Genomic DNA, 19,281 nt, shown 5'->3' with positions numbered 1-19,281 from the left:
GAGGTCTTTCACCACTGCGGGTTGGCCGTATCCACGCCCTTATCCGCCGCATGCTTTTCGACGAGCCCCAGCAAGTAGTCCTGCGTACCGTCGTAAGCCTCGTGGAAACGTTCGTCCCCGACGTACATCCGCGCGAGGATGAGCTGGCGTGCCGGGGTGACCTCGTACCACTGGCCGATCATCTCGCGGTGGCGTGCAACGAGTGCTTCGGCTTCGTCCGAGCCTGCTTCGACACCGGCCTCCCGCGCTGCAGCGAGGTCCGAAACGAAAGCGTCCTGTTCGCGCTGCAGCCGGGCGAAGTCGTTCTCCCCCATCTGCGCGAGCTTCTCCTGGGACTGCGCCCACTCGGCGGTATCGCCCCAGCGCTCTTCGGCTTCCTTCTGGTACTCGGGCATTTTCTCGCCCAGGTATTTCTTCATCGCATCCATGTCAATGTGTCCTTTCTCAGTCTGTTCAATCAGGTCGTCCACCGCATCGAGTTGCTCAGCAACGGCTGAAAGCTGCGCTGCCAATTCCGCACGGTGACGGGTGAGGGCGTTGCGGAGGGTGTGGGAGGGGGCGTCGATAAGCTGCGCGATTGTCTCAAGCGGGATGCCGACGCCGCGGTAGAGCGCGATCGCCGCACCCCGTTCGATATCTGCGTCCGCGTACATGCGGTACCCGGTCGCCGTACGCGACGGATCGAGCAGACCGCGCTCCTCCCAATGCCGCAATGCCTTCGTGGAAACTCCGAGCAGCGCGGCGGTTTCTCCGATCGTGTAATCACCCATGACCACAGTGTGAACGTTGCCGTTGGGTCAAGGTCAAGCGCTCGCGCAAAAACGTGTCGCCGCGCTCATTAGAATGAACCCCATGCCTACTTTCGACGCCTCGCGGATGCTCTCCTTCGACCTGGAGACCACCTCGGCGAACCCGCGGGAGGCACGCATTGTGACCTCAGCGCTCGTGCGTATCGACGGCCGCGATGTCACCGCCACCGAGCACCTCGCCGACCCCGGCGTGGAGATCCCGGAACAAGCCGCCGCGATTCACGGCATCTCAACGGAAAAGGCCCGCGCCGAGGGCCGCCCGCACGACGACGTTCTGCGCGAGACAGTCGAGACTATCAAGCAGGCATGGGACGACGGCTTCACCCTGATCGTGTTCAACGCGCCCTACGACCTGACCGTGTTGCGCGCGCTCACGGGCGATTTCACCGTGACCGGGCCCGTCTACGACCCGCTGCTCATCGACCGCGCGATGGACCGCTACCGCAAAGGCGGCAAGCGCAACCTGGGTGCCCTGTCCGAGTTCTACGGCGTCCAGCTGGAAAACGCCCACGAGGCGACCTCCGACGCGATGGCCGCCGCGCGCATCGCGTGGAAGCAGGTCAAAAAGGTTTGGCCGGAACTATCCACGAAAGAGCTCGACGAGCTCATGGAATTCCAGGCCGTCAAGCACTTCGAAATTCAGACCGATTTCCGAAAATACTGCGAGTCCCGCGGCCGCGACACGTCGAGCATCACGACCGCCTGGCCGATGATCAGCTAGCTGGCTACAGCTGATACTTCTGCTTCACCTCGCCGACGAATTCCCCAAGGCCCTTTTTATCCCAACCGGCGTCGAGCGAATGCGCGGTGCCGTCGTGGGTGCGTACCGTCATCTCACCTTTCGATTCATCGAAGTCAAGACGCGCGATCTGGCCTAGCGGAATGGTCTGGGTTTTCTCGCCCACACCGAACACCAAGTCATCTCCTTCGATGGCCGCCCGGTGCTTCTGCGCCAACGCCAATGCGATGGCCAAGCCAAACATAAGACCGAGGGGGATGCCCATGGCCACGTTCTTGAAGACCAAAGACATGGGAGCGCCGAATGCTACAGCGAAACACAGGATGTAGTACCACTGAATTTGGTTATGCTCCCACTTCATGCCAGCCCCTTTGTCTCAAATAATGCGTGGCACTTAGCGTAGCGAAAGTTCTGAACCCATGCCCTCCGTGTCCGGGGCGGATAGGCCATCGCGCACTCAGTGTTAGCCGATGTGGCTGAGCTCGGGTGTGTTGTGCACCTGCTCGACGAACTCGGCGACGCCAGCTTCATCGCCGCCGGTATCGATCGCGACCTTCGCGCCGTTGACGAACTCGAGCACGAGCACATCGGCTTTCGGCTCTTGGTGGAGTGCGGCCAGCTTTGAAACGGGAACCTTGCTCTCGCCGTCACCGGCATCGTAGGTCAGCGTTCCATCATTGATGGCGACGGAGTGCTTCTCACCAAACGGAATCAACACGACACCCAAGGCGAGACCGATAACGAGTGCGATCACGTAATCGTCGAAAAGCAGTCCGAAAACGACCATGAAACTGAGCGCCGTCCCGAGGCCAAGAGTCCAGTCCTCCTCTTTCATCTCCCATTTCAACTCGTTGCTGCCCATGCCTCCATTTTAGAACTTTCGAATGATAAGGGACCTATTACGAAAGCTTATGTGTCCAACCCCATAGCTAATGAGGCGTGGGCGCGATGGCTTCAGCCATGTCCGCCGCCGCGCGGTAGTTCGCGGCGGTCGCGATCAGCGTGCGCCCGGGTTCCGCATACACGTCGATCGCGGTTTCCGCCGGGTCGATCTGCAGTCGGTCGAAGATACGAAAGACCTCGCGCGGCTCCATCACCGGCACCGCGATCCGGGCGCCGCGGTCGAGCGCGCCGGCCAACCCGTCGAGGTCCACGTCGCCTGCCAGATCGACGGTGAACCAATCCGCGCCACACAACGGCTCCGGGCTGTTGAGCAGGTGCTCGCCGAAACGCCCGAGCACGTCCAGTACGCGCTCGTCCGGCACCGCGGGAATCTCCTCGTAGTCGGTCGCGCCTGTCACCGCGCCGCACCGAACACGCCCGAGCATCGGCTCGTCGAGCTGCAGGAGCGTGCGCACGCCGAAACGCTTTTCGACGTCTCCCCTATGCTCCTCCACCCCGTGTAGCAGCGCATCGGCGATATCCCGTGTCGCGCCGCGGTCGGTGATCATGCGGTGGCCGTTGCCCATCTCCAATTGGGCGGCGAGTGTCCACGGCCCGACGAGCTGAACTTTGAGTTCAGTGACCTTGCCGGCCCACAGCTCCTCGAGCGCGTCGAGATCTCTTTCGAATTGGTCGCGTGCGCGCATGGTTGCGATTTGCGGACGCCGCGTGACCCGCCACGACCGTGGCCCGATGTCCAGGTTCAGTGGCAACAGCGCCGCGGTGCGGCCGACCGCATCAGATCCGACACCGCGTGCAGGAAGCTGCGGGATGTGCGGCGTCGGCGATTCCGAGAGCACAACGTCTGCCGCTTGAGCGAAGTCGGTGCCGGGAAGCGAGCCGAGCCCGAAGGCTGTCATTTCGCGGCGCGAAACCGGAGGCATATTCACACGAAAGAGTCTATAGATTACGGTGCCCGGTTAATATGCTCCCCATGGCACTTGAACAATTCTCCGGGTGGACATTCATTTCTCCCTGCCCGATTCCGAACGATGTACATGAGTTGATGGCCCCTGGCGAGCAACCACTTCAGGCGTTCAAAACAGTACGTGACTCGGCAATCTTCACAAACAAACGGCTTATTGTGAGAGATTCACAAGGCCTGTCGGGCAAGAAAGTCGAGATGTACTCCATCCCCTTCAAGAACGTAACAATGTGGTCGACTGAAAATGCAGGAAAGATGCTCGACTGGAATGCCGAATTAGAAATGTGGACCAGAGCTGGTCACATCAAAATCAATCTCTCCAAGGGAATCGATATCCGGGCAATCGACCGGCTCATCGCGAGCTGCGTTTTGAGCGCTTAGGGCCTCGACTCTTCCGTAACTGCCTTTCACTAACTAGCAGACTCCGTCCCGCAGATCGTGCCGGAACCCAGCACGATATCGCCGTGCCCGTCCGGGTCCGGCAGGTAAAGCACGGCGGCCTGGCCGCGCGCGACGCCGGAAAGAGGCTCGGTGAGAGCCAAGGTCATGGTGTCGGCATCTACATCGACGTGCGCGCGGCACGGCACGACACCACCGTGGGCGCGGATCTGCACGTTGGCGTCGAATTCCCCCTCCATCGAAGGGTGAAGCACCTTGAGGCGGTCGGCGTGGATGGTGGTCACGTCGAGGGCGGCGCGCGGTCCGACGGTGACGGTGCCGGTTTCAGAGTCGATATCGGTGACATAGCGCGGCTTGCCGTCGGCGGCGGGCACGCGGATATTCAGACCCTTGCGCTGCCCGATCGTGTATTGGAACGCACCGTCGTGCTCCTTGAGTTCCGCGCCGTCCTGGTCGACGATCATGCCGGGGCGCATGCCGATGGACTTGCCCAAAAACGCCTGGGTGTTGCCGTCCGGGATGAAGCAGATGTCGTAGGAATCAGGTTTGGACGCGGTGGAGAAACCATAGGCGGCGGCTTCCTCACGGATCTGCGGCTTCTCGGTATCGCCGACCGGGAAAATGCAGCGGTCCAGCTCGTCGCGGGTCATCACGCCGAGCACATAAGACTGGTCTTTATTGGCATCGGTGGAGCGGCGGAGGTTGCCGGCGTCGTCGATAAGCGCGTAGTGCCCTGTCGCGATTGCGTCGAAGCCGAGGGTGACCGCGCGCTCGAGCAGGGCCGCGAACTTGATTTTCTCGTTGCAGCGCAGACACGGATTGGGGGTCTCGCCGCGCGCGTAACTGTCCACGAAATCGTCAATGACGTCTTCTTTGAAGCGGTCCGAGAAATCCCACACGTAGAACGGAATGCCCAGCTTGTCGCACACGCGGCGCGCGTCAGCGGAATCCTCGATCGAACAGCAGCCGCGCGCGGATTCACGGGTCTGCTGCGCGTCCTTGCTCAAGGCGAGGTGAACGCCAACGACGTCGTGTCCGGCATCGACAAGCCGCGCCGCCGCCACAGAGGAATCGACGCCGCCACTCATTGCTGCCAAAACTCGCACGTGGCGTGAGTGTAGTCGCGTCACCGCAGGACGAAAAATGCCCGGCGCGCAAAGTGGTACCTGGGTACGACGACACCGCCGTGCCCCGGAAATTACGCTGTCGAACCATGACCAATCACGTGAAGGCCGCGCCCGTCCGACCCCGGGACGTCGCACTGGCGCTCGCGCTCGCGGCGATGTGCCTCATCAGCCCGCTCGCTGCTAGGTTCGGCGTGCTCGACGCGGCGCTCATCGCGTGCGCGGTCGCCGCGCCATTTACCCGCCGGCGCTGGACGTGGGCGACCATCGGGGCGTGCGTCGCGGTGCTCGCAGCCTGCGCATTCGCAGAAAGCCTGCCGACCGGGACGATCGGTGTGGCGATGTTCACTGCCTATATCGTCGCGCGCCACCTTCCCGCACCCGCGCGCTATGTCGCGGCCGCCGCGCTCCTTGCGGGAGGCATCGCAGCGACGAAGTTCATCGCCCCGGCCTTGCGCTCCCTGCCTCTCGCGGAACGCGCGCAATACATCGCGTGGAGCGTCACGTTGCTCACCGTTGCCTTCCTCGTCGGCGAGCTGCGGCGCCGCGCGGAGGAAGCGGCGGCGAAGGAAGTCCAGATCCAGCTCGAGCGCCAGCGCGAGGAATTCGAGCGCGAAGCAGCAGAGCAGCGGGCGCATCTTGCCCGCGAGATCCACGACATCGTGACGCATTCGCTCACCGTCATCGTGGCTCAGGCCGACGGCGCACGCTACGGCGCCTCGCCCGACGACGCGCTGCGCACGATCAGCTCGGTCGGCCGCGAATCACTGCGCCAAATGCGTGGCGTCGTGGGCCTGCTGCGCGGCGGGGAGCAGCGCCCAGTCGAGCCGCTTGTTCCGGCGCTCGACATCGACAGTCTCGTCGCCACCAGCCGCGCGGGCGGACTCGACATCGACTACAGCGTCGACGGCGCACCGCCCCCACTCGACCCCGGCACGACGCTGACCATCCACCGCATCGTGCAGGAAGCGCTCACCAACGCGATGAAGCACGGCGACGGCACCGCGCAGCTCACTGTGTCGTGGCGCCCCGACGAGGTCGCGCTCCGCCTCGAAAACGGTTTCACGCACGAGCCCGCTCACCAGCACGGTCACGGTCTGCGCGGCATGCGCGAGCGAGCATCGCTTATCGACGGCTCACTTACCTCCTCCCCCTCCCACGACCGCACGTGGGTCACCGAAGCTCGCTTGCCCCTGCAGCGTACAGATAGAGTCGAACCATGACCTTTTCCATCGGTCTCGTCGACGACCAGCTGCTCTTCCTCCACGGCATCCGCGCTGTCATCGACTCCCAGCCGGATTTGTCCGTGAGCTGGCTCGCCGCCAACGGTGAGGAAGCCTTGGAGGCAATGTCCGCGGACCCCGTCGATATTGTCCTCATGGATATTCAGATGCCGGTGCTCGACGGCATTGTGACCACACGCCAGTTCTCGCAGCGTTTCCCCGGCGCGAAGGTGATCATCCTGACCACATTCGACGATGAGGGCTACGTCATGGGGGCATTGTCCGCGGGGGCGAGCGGATTCCTGCTCAAAGACGCCGAACCGGACACACTCCTAAGTGGGATCCGCACCACAGCAGCAGGCGATGCGGTGATTTCGCCGCGGGCGACGAAACGGATCGTCGATAAGCTCAGCTCTTCTTCTGCTGAGGCCGATGTTCCGCTGTCGCCCGCCGACCGTCTCGCATTGGACGAGTTGACCGAGCGCGAAACCGAGATCCTTGTCGCCGTCGGCCGTGGCTGGACGAACACGGAGATCGCCGAGCGGATGTTCATCTCGATGCCGACTGTGAAGACGCACGTCGGGCGTGTGCTCGCCAAAACGCACTCGCGCGACCGCGTCCATGCCGCGCTGTTCGCGTACCGGACTGGGCTCGTCGCGCGCGCGGACCTACTGGATTCATAACGGGCGTCATACCCGGGTAGGACGGCGGAAATCATGCCCCGCGCCGACGCGGAACCTGCTGGTTGTGCGGGAACCTTGAGGGCATGGAGACATCATCGATCATCAGGACAGAAGGTCTGACGAAGAACTACGGCGGCACGACCGTCGTCAACAACCTCGGCTTGGACGTGAAGCCCGGTACCGTGCACGGGCTGCTCGGTCCGAACGGCTCGGGCAAGTCGACCACCATGAAGATGCTGCTGGGGCTGGTCACGCCCACCAGCGGCGAGATCAACATGCTCGGGCGGCCCATGAACCGTACGAACCGGTCCGAGGTGCTCGCCGGCGTCGGCTCGCTCATCGAGGCGCCGTCCGCGTACCCGCACCTCACCGGCGGCGAGAACATGACAATCGCGTCGCGGCTCTTCGGCGCCTCGGAAGCCAATGCGCAACGCGCCATCGAGCTCGTGCGCCTGAGCGGCCACATGGACAAGCTGGTCAAGAACTACTCGCTCGGCATGAAGCAACGCCTCGGCATCGCGATGGCGCTCGCCCGCGACCCGCAGCTGCTCATTCTCGACGAGCCCACCAACGGCCTCGACCCCGCCGGCATCGAGGAAATCCGCGCGCTCATCGTCAGCCTCGCCCGCGATGAAGGCCGCACGGTGCTGGTGTCTAGCCACCTGCTCTCCGAAATCGAGAAAATGGCCTCGAATCTGACCATCATCGACCGCGGCACGCTCATCTTCCAGGGCTCGCAGCAACAGCTTTACGACGCCCAACTCCCCGACCTATTCATCCAAACCCCATCTGCGGACACCGCCGCCTCGCTGCTGGCCGCCCTGCGCCCCGTTGCTGTGGATGGCGGAGTTGAGCTGCCCGGGCTGAGCGACGCCCAGGTCGCCGATGTCTGCGCCCACCTGGTCAGCCACGGCGTTCCTCTGCACCAGGTGGTGCGCAAGCGCCGCAGCCTCGAGGAGATCTTCATCGGACTGACGGGACGGGAGGGTCTGAGCGCATGATCGTCGAGATCGCAAAGCTACGCCGCACCAAGGTGGTGCTGCTCGGATTCCTGCTGTCCGCGGGCATTGTCCTGTTCGCCGGCATGAATCTCTTCGCCGGGGGCCGCATTGACGATTTCCACGCGGACCCCGGGACGAACTGGGCCGGCCACATTGTCGGCTTCTGCATAGCCCTGGCGTTTTTGTCGCCGCTGCAATTGGCGATCATCGCCAGCCGCGTGGCGGACACGGAGAACGTGAGCGGCGGGTGGCGCCTCAACGCCATCGCCGGGGTGCCGCCGGGCACGTTGATCGTGCGCAAATTCGTGGTGGCGGCGGTGCTCGTGGCCGTACTCAAGCTCGTCGAATTCGCCGCGGTCCTCGCATTGCCTCTTCTCCTGGGCGCCCCAACTCCAAGCTCCGAGATGCTGGCTACCTGGGCGCTTTTCGGACTCGGCGCGCTCGGAACCTCGCTTGCCCTGCTCGCTGTGATGCTGTGGCTGGCTGCGGTGACCGATTCGCAGATCGTCGTCCTCGCGATCGGCGTTGTCGGCGGATTCCTCGGCATTGCCGCACTGCTCTCGCCGACGTGGTTGGCCGCCATCAACCCGTTCGGCTACTTCGCGATGCTCACCCCGTTCACCTTCGCCGACACAGGCATCGTGCCGACTGCTCCGCACTGGCTCGCGTGGGGCGTCTTCATCCTCGCGGCCGCCGCAGTCTTTCTCGCTGCAACCCGCATGCTCGACCGGAAGGAACTCTAGAACCATGGATCTTCTGCGCAACGACCTTCTGAAATTCCGCCGGTCGCATATGTGGGCTGTGCTCACCCTCGTTCCGCTCATCGCGGTGGCGATGGGGGCCGGCAACTACTTCGGCAACCAAGGCCAACTTGAGGCCGGTTGGACCAGCTACCTCTCCCAGATCATGCTCTTCTACGGAATGATCTTCATGACCGCAGGCATCGCGATCATCGCCTCCGCCGCCTGGCGCGTCGAGCACCGCGGCCACAACTGGCACTCCCTGCTCACCTCCACCCGCTCGGCGGGCGGCCTGACCGCCTCGAAGATCGCCGCCATCACGATCTCGGCCGCGGCGATGCAGACCGTCCTCGTCGTCCTGGCCGTCGTGATCGGACTCGTACTCGGTGTGCCAGGCACCCCGCCCGGCTCGTTCATCGCGGTCGCGTTTCTGTCGCTGCTGCCCGCCACCGCTGTGGCCGCGTGGCAGTCCTTCCTGTCAATGGTGATCCGCAATTTCGCGGGCCCCGTCGCCATCGCCCTCGTGGCCAGCATCATTTCCTTCGGCGCCCTTGCCTCCGGCGCGACGTTCGCCCGCTTCGTCCTGCCGCCGGGGCTGCTCAGCGACACCCTGTGGCTGGGCAGCAGCGCAGTCGCAGACGCCGGCGCGATCAGCGCGGCGACGGTCGTCCAAGTCGCTGTCGCCTCTGCTCTCCTCGCTCTGGCCGGATGGCTCTCCGCCACGGCCTATCTCCGGGCGACGGACGCGCGTCTGTAGTCTCGGCGGTTATGGCCCAGAAAAGCGAGACTTTCGAGATCGACACCGGCATCGCGGAGATCATCCACGAACCAGACGGGTCGATGCTCCTCATGGTCAACGGCGTGCCCAGCTCGCACATCGTGCCGGGTGAGCCGGAGCGGCTCGATTTCTCGTACATGCGCTGGATCGCAGCCGCGATCGAGGAGACGCGTTCGTGGGAGAAGCCCCGCCTGACGCACCTCGGGGGCGCGGGGTGCTCGCTGCCGCGCTATTTCGCACACGTGTGGCCGCATTCGCGCAACACGGTCGTCGAATGGGACATGGACTTGGCGCAGCTCGCGCGCGAGAAATTCGATATCCCGCGCTCCCCGCTCGTCAAAATCCGCGTGGGCGACGCGCGCGAGGTCACCGACGGCTTCGTGGACGCATCGCGCGATGTGATCATCCGCGACGTCTTCGAATCAGCGACAACGCCGCGCAGCTTGACGACGCTCCCCTTCTACCACTCCTGCCTCCGCTCCCTCTCGTCAGACGGCCTGTATGTCGCGAACTGCGGTTCCCGTGGCGACCTGACCGAGGCCCGCGAAGAGCTCGCCGGCATGGCACAAGTCTTCCCCCACCTCGCCGTCATTGCCGACCCGCCGATGCTCAAGGGGCGCCGCTACGGCAACATCATCTTGCTCGGCTCGCAGTCCGAGATACTCGAAACCCCCGAGCTGACCCGCAGGTTGCTCGGGGGTGGGGTGCCCGCGCACTTCAAAGACGATGCGTGGGCTCGCGCCATGGCTGCATCCGCCACGCCGCGCCACGACGCTGACGCTTAGTTCCTACTCGCTCGACCCAGCGCCCTGCTTATTCGCGTTGTCGAGCAGGATGAGCAGGTCGCCGACGGAGTAGTCGTTGCCGACCATCATGTTGTTGAGGTCATCGACGGGCAGCGTGCCGTTTTCGACCTGGCGGCGCGCGGTGTCCGCGATGTTCTGGGCGTCGCCAGCATCGAAGCCGAAGGTCTGTGCCGCGCCCTCGACGTGCTGCGGCGAGAGTGCGCCAGATGCCAGGCCGAGGATCGCCGCGGCGAGCGCCGAGTTGGACTGCTCGAGGACGGCGAGGGAATCGGCGATGCCGCTGTCGATGTCCTTGTCCTGCAGCTGCTCGAGCAGACCGCCGGTGGCGTTGTGGTCGCCGGCGACAAACCGCACCCACTGGCCCTGGTTGCCGTTGAAGAGGTTCAAATCGACAGGCGTGTTAATGCCCGCAACGCGCCCCGATTCCGAACGCTGCCAGATATCGACCTTGTCCCAACCGCCGACTGGGCCCGGCGCCTTGTTCTGGTACGCGGCGAGCCACAGCGGGTAGTCCGCAAACTCGCCGGTGTTGCCCATCTGCTCGAGCCAGAAGTAGCGGTAGGTGTACACCATCGGGCGACGGCCCGTCTTATTCTCGAGCTCAGTGAGGAACGTGCGCGTCCAGTCGCGCAGCTGCTCGGGGCTCAGTCCTTCGTCGACCTCGAGGTCGAGCACCGGCGGCAGGGTCGTCGCCGGGCCGGTGTTGAGCACGTTGGCGAAGTTATTCGCCTGCGCCACAGGGTCGTTGGCCGGGCGCGCGTAGTGGTACGCGCCGACGGTCATGCCCGCATCGAGAGCGCCTTGCGCGAATTTCGCGTAGGCATCGTCGGTGTAGTCGGTGCCTTCAGTGGCTTTGATGATGGCGAAGCGGTGGTTGTCGCCGCGCACCGAATTCCATTCGATGGCGTTGCCGCCGGTGTCTTGGTGGTGGGAAACGTCGACGCCGTTGACCCAGTCGGCACGGCTATCGGCGTTGACGGAACCAGCGGCCATGATGCTGCCGAAGGCAATGGCCGCGGATGCGATAAGGGCTGCAGGACGCAAAGAACGAGTCATAGCACGCACCTTAACTCACATTCGTCACACAAACCACACGCGACACACAATTCACAGCTTTGCGACGTCCCGCGCCTTCCTGATCACCTCCGGCAGCCTGTCGAGGAGAAACTGCACATCCTCTTCCGTCGTCGTCCTCCCGAGTGTGAACCGGAGAGCTCCATCTGCGTAATCGTCCGGCAGCCCCATCGCTTCGAGAACGTGGCTGCGCTGGTTGACCCCGTTATTGCACGCCGAGCCCGTCGACGCCTCGATACCCTGGCTGTCCAGCAGCATGATCATCGCGTCGCCATTGGCTCCCGGGAAGATCAGGTGGGCGTGCCCCGGAAGCACCTGCACGCCTTCGCGGCCGAGTACCGTCGCATGCGCATCCGGGATCGTGGCGATCGCGGCATGCACGAGTTCGTCGCGAAGCGTCGCCAGCCGTGCTGCCTCCGCGTCCATTTCGCCGGCGGCTTCTTTCAGCGCGGCTGCCGTCGCGGCAGCTGTCGCTACGTCGACCGTCCCCGGCCGGATCCCGCGCTGCTGTCCTCCGCCCGTCAGCACGGGCGACGGCGCTGGGGAACGCTTCGCCAGCAGGATTCCCGCCCCGCGCGGACCACCGAATTTGTGGGCGCTGGCCGCGAGCGTCGTCGCGCCGAGCGCGTGGAAATCGACCGGCAGGTGCCCGACGACCTGGACCGCGTCCACGTGGACAGGCGTGCCCGCGGCATGTGCCCTTGCGACGATGTCGGCGATCGGCTGGATCGCACCGGTCTCGTTATTGGCCCACATGCACGTCGCGACAGCTGCCGGATCGTCGAGCACATCCGTGACGTCGACGACCCCGTCCTCGCCGACTGGCAGCATCTGCACGTCCGCCCCGCGCTTTTCTACATCCGCGACGGTCTCGCGGACGGCGGGGTGCTCGATCGGCGTCGAGATAACGCGCGCGCCCGGGTCATCCGCAAAACCTCGGAGCGCCACATTGTCCGCCTCAGTGCCGGAGGCCGTGAAGATCACCTCGACGGGATCAGCCCCGAGGATCTCCGCGACGGTCTCGCGCGCCTGAGCTAGCACTGCGTTGGCGGCGCGCCCAGACGCGTATTGCCCGCCGGGGTTGAGCAAATGCGCATGCTCGGCCCACGTGTCGACGGCGATCTGCCGCATCGGGGTGGTCGCCGCGTGGTCGAAATAGCGGGGCGCGCTTACCGTCACCGGTTCTTGAGTGCCTTGATCAGCTCGGGCACGAATTCTTCGATGTCGGCGACAACACCGATGTCGGCGATGGAGAAGATCGGCTCGTCGCGGTCCTGGTTGACAGCGACGATGGTGCCGGAGGTCTGCATGCCCGAGGTGTGCTGGATTGCGCCGGAAATGCCGAGCGCGATGTACAGTTCCGGAGACACAGTCGCGCCGGTCTGGCCGACCTGGGTCTCAGGTGAGGCCCACCCCAGGTCGACGATGTCGCGGGTGGAGCCGGTGGCGGCGTCCAGGACGTCGGCAAGAGCTTCGACGTACTCCTTGTAGCCGTCTTCCGAACCGACACCGCGGCCGCCGGACACGACGGTGGCTGCCTGAGTCAGCTCGGGACGGTCAGCGCGCACCTTCGGCGTGAACGACGCAACGCGCACGTCGCGCTCGGTCGCCGCCGGCAGAGGCATCGGCGCGAGCTCGCCCGCAGCTTCCTGCGGCTCAGCCTTCACGGAGCCGGGGCGCAGGGTGTAGATCGGGCACTCGCCACCCGCGATCGCGGTGGTGGTGTAGCTACCGCCGAAGATCTCGTGGTGGGCGGCGCGGTTATCCTCGATGCCCACGACATTCGTCAGCACGCCGGAGCCGAGGCGCGCAGCGAGGCGGCCGGCGATCTCGTTGCCTGTCACGGTCGCGGCGATGACGATCGGAGCCGGGTTCGCTGCTCCGAGCGCCTGCAGGGCGTCGACCTCTGGAAGAATCAGGCGCTCGCTGTAGTCCTCTGCGGACGCATCGATCACCTGAGCGGCACCCAACGCCGCCAGCGACGGTGCGAGCGCTTCCGCATCGCCAGGCGCACCGACGACCACCGCCGAGACCACCCCCAGTCCCCGCGCCGCAGTGATCAGCTCACCGGTGATCGGGCTCAGCTCAGAGCCGGTGTGTTCTGCCAGTACATAAACGTGCATGTCGGATCGGCTCCTTAGTTATTGAGAAGGTTGCGGGCGGACAGCTGCTCGACGACCTGGGCGGCGATGTCGTCAGCCGGGCCTTCCAGCAGCTCGCCGGCGGTGCGCGGCGGCACCTCGGTCGCGTGGGTCACATTCGTCGCGGAATTGCCCAGGCCGACCTGGCCGGCATCGACGCCGATATCAGCGATGGTCAAACGCGTGATCTCGTGCTTCTTGGCGGCCTTCATGCCCTTGAAATTCGGGAAGCGCGGCTTATCGGACTGCTCGGTCACAGCGACAACGGCAGGCAAGGGCGCCGCGAGCTCCCACGTGCCGCGCTCGTCTTCGCGCGTGGCCAAGATCTCGCCGCCCTCGATGCGCAGGTTGTGCGCCTGCGTCACAGCCGGAACCTGGCGGTATTCCGCCAACAGCCCCGCCACCGTGCCGGTGCCGCCGTCGGACGACTGGTTACCGGCCACGACCAGCGCCAGGTCGTCGATGGTGTTCAGGACATTGTGAAGGGCCCACGCGGTGGAGATGGCGTCGGAGCCGGCGAGGGTGTCGTCGATAAGCGAAATCGCATCGTCCGCACCCATCGCAAGGGCCTTGCGCAGCGCTTCCTCGCACCCCTCGGGCCCCATCGTGACGGCCACGACGCGGTAGTCGCCCGCATCGCGCAGGCGCAGCGCCGCCTCGACGGCGTACTCGTTGATCTCGTCGATGACGTTGTCGGCATTTGCGCGGTCGAGCGTGTTATCCGCCTCGAGCGACTTCGTCGACCACGTGTCCGGCACGTTTTTCACCAGCACAGCAATGGTGGGCATGAATTTTCACCTTCCATCTGTCAGTTTCGCTCACACGAGCCTAGCGCACGCGAGCGCCGCAAATGAACGCTGTCGCGTGGTCGCCGATACGCGCGATCGCCACCGCCATCGGCCGGTCGCCTTTGAGTTTCAGCTTGGCGCGCAGCTGGTCGGGGTCGATGTCGACACCGCGCACGAGGATCTCCAGCGAGCCCGCGCCATGCGCTTGTAGCGCGGGCCGCAGCTTCTTCAACGGCACCGCCTCGATGAATGGAAATCCGGAATACCCGTCCGGCACCCGCTCGCCGGTGAGAAACGCGATGTGCGGGTCCAGCATCGCAAGCTTGTGCCGCGCGGCCCACTGCTGAACGAGCCCCGCGCGGATCACCGCACCATCCGGTTCAACGATGGAGCTTTTCGGCTTATCGACGTCCACCCCATCCCCACAGTCCTCCACCCTCTCCGTGAAGCTCTCCCGGATGACCACTGCTTCGCGCGTGTGCCCCGGATCCGCGAGATCAGGTGTGTACAGGCACGCCTCTTTGACTCCCCCGTCCACGCTGACGACGCTGACCAAGCCGTGCCAGTCCGAGTAGTCGATCCCCGGGGCGCATTTAATGGCCATGGCCGCACCGGGGTACGCCGCGATGAGGTCCGGCAGCGGCGGGATGAGCTTTGCTGGGTCGGTGATGCGCCGTCCGTCCGCCCGGCGCGCAGGGTCGGCCACGATGACACGCCCCGGCCGCGACCCCGTGCCTGAGCACGCCCGGATCCGGGGCCCGGGGCTGCTCGCCGGTGTGGTCACGGGTGCCAGCGCATCTGCCTGTGCGACCCACGCGCGCCCAGCTGCAGCACCACCGCCTATGTTCTCCCGGGCCATCAGCAGCCGCGAATAATCGAGGTCCGTGCCGAGCCAGTCCATGCCCGCCGCAGTCACAGCGGGCGCCTCCGTGCCGATCGAGCACGTCACATCATGTACCAGTGACGCTCCCGCCGCGGCGATGCGCCCGGCGCGGACCTGCGACACCGCGAACGGGGTGGCCTGCTGGGCTGAATCGCTGTCGGCCATCCAGTCCGCGGCAGGTCCTGCAAGCTTGGGGGCGAGCGTTTGCCGTGCCTGGAGGAGCTCCATCACGGCGCGGGCTTGATCGTCGAAAAGCTTGGACAGCACAGTGCGGTCGGCGATCGCGGATTTCTTGGTCAGTGCCACCTCACCGGAGGCTGCGACGCGGGCGATGTCGTCGCGGTGGGCAGACAGAAAACGGATTTCTGCGGGGCTAAAGCTCAAATTTCTTTCCCATCCGGTTGACGGGCTGGCGGTCGAAAAGTTCAGAGTAGCGCTCGATCTCCACCGGATCGCCGACGATGGCGTTGATCTCTAAGCCCTTCACATGCGACATGACCTCGGCGACAGAGGCGAATTCAGCCATGTCGTACACCTGCGCCCACGTGGAGGGAGCGAAGCGGACGAGGCCTTGGCGCCAGCCGTCGATAAGCAAGCTCGGCGGAAACCAGTTGGCGTCGCTGGCCTCGCCTGTGGTGACGTCGGGTGCTTGTCCGGCGGGCAGCTCCGCGACGAACGAGAATGTGTCGAACCACTGGCCTTTCTCCGATTTGCCCACCCAGCGGCCGGACGGTTTGAGCAGGGTCGCATCGACATCCAGCCCGGTTTCTTCGAGCAGCTCCGTGAGCGACAGCTCGTGGCTTTCCAGGCGTTTGCGCTCGCGGTGGAAGGGGCGGGCGTCGCTTAGAAGGGCGCCGGTGTCGTCGACAAGCAAAAGCGTGCCTGTTTCCTCGAAGAGCTCGCGCACGGCGGCGAACATGAGCGCGTGCGCCTGGCGTGGCTTCACGTCGAGCTGCTTCGCGAGATCCGACGCGGAACGGCCCGACCACAGCTCTTTCGCGTCCTCCCTCGTCGGCGGAAAATCGCGGATGTCCACGCCGCCGCCCGGAAACACGGTCATCCCCGGGTAATTGCGCATCGTGAGCACGCGCTCCTGCATCCACACCTCGAGGCCGTGAGCGCCGTCGCGCACGAGGATCACGGTCGCCGCGAGGCGCCCGTAGTTGATCCCCAGCATGTCCTCTTCGTCGCGCGTGGGCACAGTTTCACCTCCGCTTATCGACGGTGCGCCCCACCCCGCCGCTCCCTCCGCGCGAAGAAGCGGTCGTCTTCCTTCGTGAGTTTGATCGGCTGGTGGTACGCCTTGGTGAGGTTCTCACTGGTGAGCACGTCGTCGATGAGGCCCTGGGCGACGACATCGCCTTCGTCGAGCAGCAGCGCGTGGGTGAAGCCGAACGGGATCTCCTCGACGTGGTGCGTGATCATGACGATCGCCGGCGCATCCGGGTCGAGCGCGAGATCACCCAAGTACGCGACGAGGTCCTCACGGCCGCCGAGGTCGAGTCCCGCGCCGGGCTCGTCCATGATGAGCAGCTCCGGGTTGACCATGATTGCGCGGGCAATGAGCACGCGCTTCTTCTCGCCGTCCGACAGCGTGCCCCAGCGGCGGCCCAGCAGGTGGAATCCGCCGACCTGGTCGAGCGCGTCGTGCACCTGCTCGTAGTCCTGCTCCTCGTACTCCTCGCGCCAGCGGCCCACGACCGCGTAGCCGCCGGAGAGCACCAGGTCTTCGACGCGCTCGTCGACCGGCACGCGGGTAGCCAGCTCCGAGGTGGTCATGCCGATCACCGCGCGCAGATCGCGCATGTCGGTCTTGCCGATCTGCTCGCCCAGGACGAACGCCGTCCCGGCGGACGGGAATTCCTGCGCCGCGGCCATGCGGATCAGAGACGTCTTGCCGGCGCCGTTCGGGCCGATCACGACCCACCGCTCATCCAGCTCCACCTGCCAGTCAATGGGTCCCACCAGCGTGTTCCCGCCGCGGCGGAACTCCACGCCGCGGAAGTCCAGCAGCAAATCAGGGTTAGTCGGTTCAATTTCAGCAGTTCGGTCAGTCACGCTTTCCATTGTGACGCATTTTGCTTCACGACGGCCGACTGACATGGCCACTTCGCTACTCTGGGAGTCAGAAGGCGTGCCCGTGCACCCTTTAAGCCCCCTGCAACGTCAATTGGACGAGGTGAATCGACGTGAGCCCAGTGATCGGCCGACTTGGAATCGACGACGTCCGACCCCGCACCGCCGACGGTGCTCTGCCTACCAAGGCTGTCGTCGGCGAGGTCGTACCTATTTCCGCGCTGGTGTGGCGCGAGGGACACGATGCGATCGCTGCCACTGTCGTCGTGACGGACCCGGAGGGGCACGAATACTCCGTGCCCATGACCCCGGAAGCCGACCGCCCCGATTACTGTCACGCCGTGATCACTCCTGACACGACTGGTCTGTGGACCTTCCGCGTCGAGGCTTGGTCCGACCCGATGGCCACCTGGCGCAACGCCGTGACCAAGAAGTCCGCGGCCGGCCAGTCCGCCGCCGAGATGGCCAACGACCTGTCCCACGGTGCCGAGCTGCTGCGCCGCGCCGCCTCCGAGGCTGGTGCCCACGCCGCCGGCAGCAGCCAGTTGCTGAACGCCGCCGACGCCCTCGAGTCCGACGCCCCACTGCGCGAACGCCTCGAACCGGCACTCGACCCGTCGGTCGCGGAGGTGCTCGCCGGGCGCCCTGTCCGCGACCTCGTCACCGAAGGTCCGACCTGCCAGATCCTCGTGGAGCGCAAAAAGGCGCTGTTCAGCTCCTGGTACGAGCTCTTTCCGCGCTCCACCGGCGGCTGGGACGCCGACGGCCACCCCGTCCACGGCACGTTCGCAACCACCATGGACGCCCTGCCGCGCGTTGCCGCGATGGGCTTCGACACGGTCTACTTCCCGCCCATTCACCCCATTGGCGACAAGAACCGCAAGGGCCCCAACAACACCCTCGTCGCCGAAGAGGGAGACGTCGGCTCGCCGTGGGCCATCGGTTCGAAAGATGGCGGCCACGACGCGATCCACCCGGAGCTCGGCACCGAGAAGGACTTGAAGAAGCTGCTCGCCCGCGCAAAGGAGCTCGGCCTCGAAGTCGCCCTCGACTTCGCTCTCCAGGCCGCGCCTGACCACCCGTGGGCGGTAAAGCACCCGGAATTCTTCACCGTGCTCGCCGACGGCACCATCGCCTACGCCGAGAACCCGCCGAAGAAGTACCAGGACATCTACCCCATCAACTTCGACAACGACGCCGACGGGATCTACAAAGAGATCTACCGCGCGCTCATGGTGTGGGTGAAGCTGGGGATTACGACCTTCCGCGTCGACAACCCGCACACCAAGCCGGTGGATTTCTGGCACTGGATCATCAACAAGGTCCACAAGACGCACCCCGACGTGATCTTCCTCGCGGAGGCCTTCACCCGCCCGCCGCGCCTGCTCGGCTTGGCCAAGGCCGGGTTCTCGCAGTCCTACACCTACTTCCCGTGGAAGACGACCAAGAAGGAACTCACGGGCTTCACCGAGCAGGCCGTGCGGTTCGTCGACATCTCGCGCCCGTCGTTCTGGGTCAACACCCCGGATATCCTCCACGCGTTCATCCAGACGGGTAACCGCGCGGCTTTCGCGATCCGCGCTACGCTCGCGGCAACGCTGAGTCCGCTGTGGGGCATGTACTCCGGTTTCGAACTCTACGAGCACGAGCCTGTCGCGCCCGGTAGCGAGGAATACCTCAACTCCGAGAAGTACGAGCTGCGTCCCCGCGACTTCCAAGCGGCACTCGAGCGCGGCGATTCGCTGGAACCGTACATCACGCGGCTCAACACCATCCGCCGCGAGCACCCGGCGTTCCAGCAGCTGCGTAACCTGCACTTCCACGACGCGGACAACGACAACATCCTCGTCTTCTCCAAATTCGACGCCGCGACCGGCGACAGCGTCCTTGCCGTGATCAACCTCGACCCGACATACACACAAGAGGCCACAGTCACGCTCAACATGGACGCCCTCGGACTTGCGCCCGGCGCGAGCTTCCCCGTCCACGACGAGATCTCCGGCGCCGACTACGAGTGGACCATGCGCAATTACGTCCGCTTGAGCCCCGTCGACAACGTCGCGCACATCTTCCGCCTTCCGCTTATCGACGAACCCGCCCGCACCCGCCTCGCCTTCCGCCACATCCCCGACGAGGACTATCGCCCGTAA

Annotated in this window: 21 protein-coding genes; 9 read left to right on the top strand and 12 right to left on the bottom strand. The window is 65.1% G+C overall.

Annotation, left to right across the window (positions count from 1 at the left end):
- Window positions 1–8 precede the first annotated feature (8 nt).
- On the bottom strand, window positions 9–770 hold the full coding sequence (locus tag ACUY2Y_RS04530) for a MerR family transcriptional regulator (protein WP_448324987.1): 762 nt from the start codon (window positions 768–770) through the stop codon (window positions 9–11).
- An 82-nt stretch (window positions 771–852) separates the two neighbouring features.
- On the opposite strand from ACUY2Y_RS04530, the gene ACUY2Y_RS04525 reads away from it, so the two are divergent.
- Window positions 853–1,530, top strand: coding sequence for an exonuclease domain-containing protein (locus tag ACUY2Y_RS04525; protein WP_448324986.1), 678 nt, complete (start codon window positions 853–855; stop codon window positions 1,528–1,530).
- Between the two features lie 4 nt (window positions 1,531–1,534).
- Here the strand turns inward: ACUY2Y_RS04525 and ACUY2Y_RS04520 are convergent, their stop codons facing one another.
- The 3 genes from ACUY2Y_RS04520 to ACUY2Y_RS04510 all read right to left on the bottom strand — a co-directional run bounded on the left by ACUY2Y_RS04520 (window position 1,535) and on the right by ACUY2Y_RS04510 (window position 3,374).
- Window positions 1,535–1,909: a hypothetical protein gene (locus tag ACUY2Y_RS04520; protein WP_448324985.1), complete on the bottom strand. Its 375-nt coding sequence runs from the start codon at window positions 1,907–1,909 to the stop codon at window positions 1,535–1,537.
- A 102-nt stretch (window positions 1,910–2,011) separates the two neighbouring features.
- Window positions 2,012–2,410, bottom strand: coding sequence for a hypothetical protein (locus ACUY2Y_RS04515; RefSeq protein WP_210572237.1), 399 nt, complete (start codon window positions 2,408–2,410; stop codon window positions 2,012–2,014).
- 67 nt (window positions 2,411–2,477) lie between these two features.
- Window positions 2,478–3,374, bottom strand: coding sequence for a methionine synthase (locus tag ACUY2Y_RS04510; protein ID WP_448325026.1), 897 nt, complete (start codon window positions 3,372–3,374; stop codon window positions 2,478–2,480).
- 50 nt (window positions 3,375–3,424) lie between these two features.
- Between ACUY2Y_RS04510 and ACUY2Y_RS04505 the strand changes: the two genes are divergently transcribed.
- Window positions 3,425–3,796, top strand: a complete 372-nt coding sequence (locus ACUY2Y_RS04505; protein WP_210572239.1) for a PH domain-containing protein — start codon at window positions 3,425–3,427, stop codon at window positions 3,794–3,796.
- A 29-nt stretch (window positions 3,797–3,825) separates the two neighbouring features.
- Here ACUY2Y_RS04505 and mnmA read toward each other — a convergent pair whose 3' ends face one another.
- Complete coding sequence (gene mnmA, locus ACUY2Y_RS04500; protein WP_448324984.1) at window positions 3,826–4,920, bottom strand: tRNA 2-thiouridine(34) synthase MnmA; 1,095 nt, start codon at window positions 4,918–4,920, stop codon at window positions 3,826–3,828.
- Window positions 4,921–5,027: 107 nt separating this feature from the next.
- On the opposite strand from mnmA, the gene ACUY2Y_RS04495 reads away from it, so the two are divergent.
- From ACUY2Y_RS04495 to ACUY2Y_RS04470, 6 genes are all read left to right on the top strand, one after another.
- Window positions 5,028–6,161: a sensor histidine kinase gene (locus ACUY2Y_RS04495; protein ID WP_448324983.1), complete on the top strand. Its 1,134-nt coding sequence runs from the start codon at window positions 5,028–5,030 to the stop codon at window positions 6,159–6,161.
- A complete protein-coding gene (locus ACUY2Y_RS04490; protein WP_448324982.1) occupies window positions 6,158–6,844 on the top strand; it encodes a response regulator in 687 nt (228 codons plus the stop codon). Before ACUY2Y_RS04495 ends, ACUY2Y_RS04490 begins: the two co-directional genes overlap by 4 nt.
- 83 nt (window positions 6,845–6,927) lie before the next feature.
- Window positions 6,928–7,845: an ABC transporter ATP-binding protein gene (locus ACUY2Y_RS04485; RefSeq protein ID WP_448324981.1), complete on the top strand. Its 918-nt coding sequence runs from the start codon at window positions 6,928–6,930 to the stop codon at window positions 7,843–7,845.
- Window positions 7,842–8,588 carry an ABC transporter permease gene (locus tag ACUY2Y_RS04480; protein WP_448324980.1) on the top strand — a complete coding sequence of 249 codons (747 nt, stop codon included), beginning with the start codon at window positions 7,842–7,844 and terminating at the stop codon, window positions 8,586–8,588. Before ACUY2Y_RS04485 ends, ACUY2Y_RS04480 begins: the two co-directional genes overlap by 4 nt.
- 4 nt (window positions 8,589–8,592) lie before the next feature.
- Complete coding sequence (locus ACUY2Y_RS04475; RefSeq protein WP_448324979.1) at window positions 8,593–9,342, top strand: ABC transporter permease; 750 nt, start codon at window positions 8,593–8,595, stop codon at window positions 9,340–9,342.
- 11 nt (window positions 9,343–9,353) lie between these two features.
- A complete protein-coding gene (locus ACUY2Y_RS04470) occupies window positions 9,354–10,148 on the top strand; it encodes a spermidine synthase (protein ID WP_448324978.1) in 795 nt (264 codons plus the stop codon).
- A gap of 3 nt (window positions 10,149–10,151) precedes the next feature.
- Here ACUY2Y_RS04470 and ACUY2Y_RS04465 read toward each other — a convergent pair whose 3' ends face one another.
- From ACUY2Y_RS04465 to ACUY2Y_RS04435, 7 genes are read right to left on the bottom strand one after another with little or no spacing between them, the layout of a single operon-like run.
- Window positions 10,152–11,225, bottom strand: coding sequence for a glycoside hydrolase family 25 protein (locus tag ACUY2Y_RS04465; protein WP_448324977.1), 1,074 nt, complete (start codon window positions 11,223–11,225; stop codon window positions 10,152–10,154).
- A 51-nt stretch (window positions 11,226–11,276) separates the two neighbouring features.
- Window positions 11,277–12,422: a cysteine desulfurase family protein gene (locus tag ACUY2Y_RS04460; protein WP_448324976.1), complete on the bottom strand. Its 1,146-nt coding sequence runs from the start codon at window positions 12,420–12,422 to the stop codon at window positions 11,277–11,279.
- Window positions 12,419–13,366, bottom strand: coding sequence for an electron transfer flavoprotein subunit alpha/FixB family protein (locus ACUY2Y_RS04455; protein ID WP_448324975.1), 948 nt, complete (start codon window positions 13,364–13,366; stop codon window positions 12,419–12,421). Before ACUY2Y_RS04455 ends, ACUY2Y_RS04460 begins: the two co-directional genes overlap by 4 nt.
- A 14-nt stretch (window positions 13,367–13,380) precedes the next feature.
- Window positions 13,381–14,172, bottom strand: coding sequence for an electron transfer flavoprotein subunit beta/FixA family protein (locus ACUY2Y_RS04450; protein WP_448324974.1), 792 nt, complete (start codon window positions 14,170–14,172; stop codon window positions 13,381–13,383).
- 40 nt (window positions 14,173–14,212) lie between these two features.
- Window positions 14,213–15,439 (bottom strand): THUMP-like domain-containing protein, encoded by a 1,227-nt coding sequence (locus tag ACUY2Y_RS04445; RefSeq protein WP_448324973.1) that lies wholly within the window; start codon window positions 15,437–15,439, stop codon window positions 14,213–14,215.
- Window positions 15,429–16,256, bottom strand: coding sequence for an NUDIX hydrolase (locus ACUY2Y_RS04440; RefSeq protein ID WP_448324972.1), 828 nt, complete (start codon window positions 16,254–16,256; stop codon window positions 15,429–15,431). The genes ACUY2Y_RS04445 and ACUY2Y_RS04440 overlap by 11 nt, the downstream gene beginning before the upstream one ends.
- 14 nt (window positions 16,257–16,270) lie before the next feature.
- Window positions 16,271–17,122: an ABC transporter ATP-binding protein gene (locus tag ACUY2Y_RS04435; RefSeq protein WP_210574730.1), complete on the bottom strand. Its 852-nt coding sequence runs from the start codon at window positions 17,120–17,122 to the stop codon at window positions 16,271–16,273.
- Between the two features lie 131 nt (window positions 17,123–17,253).
- Here ACUY2Y_RS04435 and ACUY2Y_RS04430 point away from each other — a divergent pair, with 131 nt between their 5' ends.
- On the top strand, window positions 17,254–19,281 hold the full coding sequence (locus ACUY2Y_RS04430; RefSeq protein WP_448325025.1) for a maltotransferase domain-containing protein: 2,028 nt from the start codon (window positions 17,254–17,256) through the stop codon (window positions 19,279–19,281).

Source organism: Corynebacterium sp. 20-84 (assembly GCF_053479455.1).
This window is presented reverse-complemented; position numbering and strand designations above follow the sequence as displayed.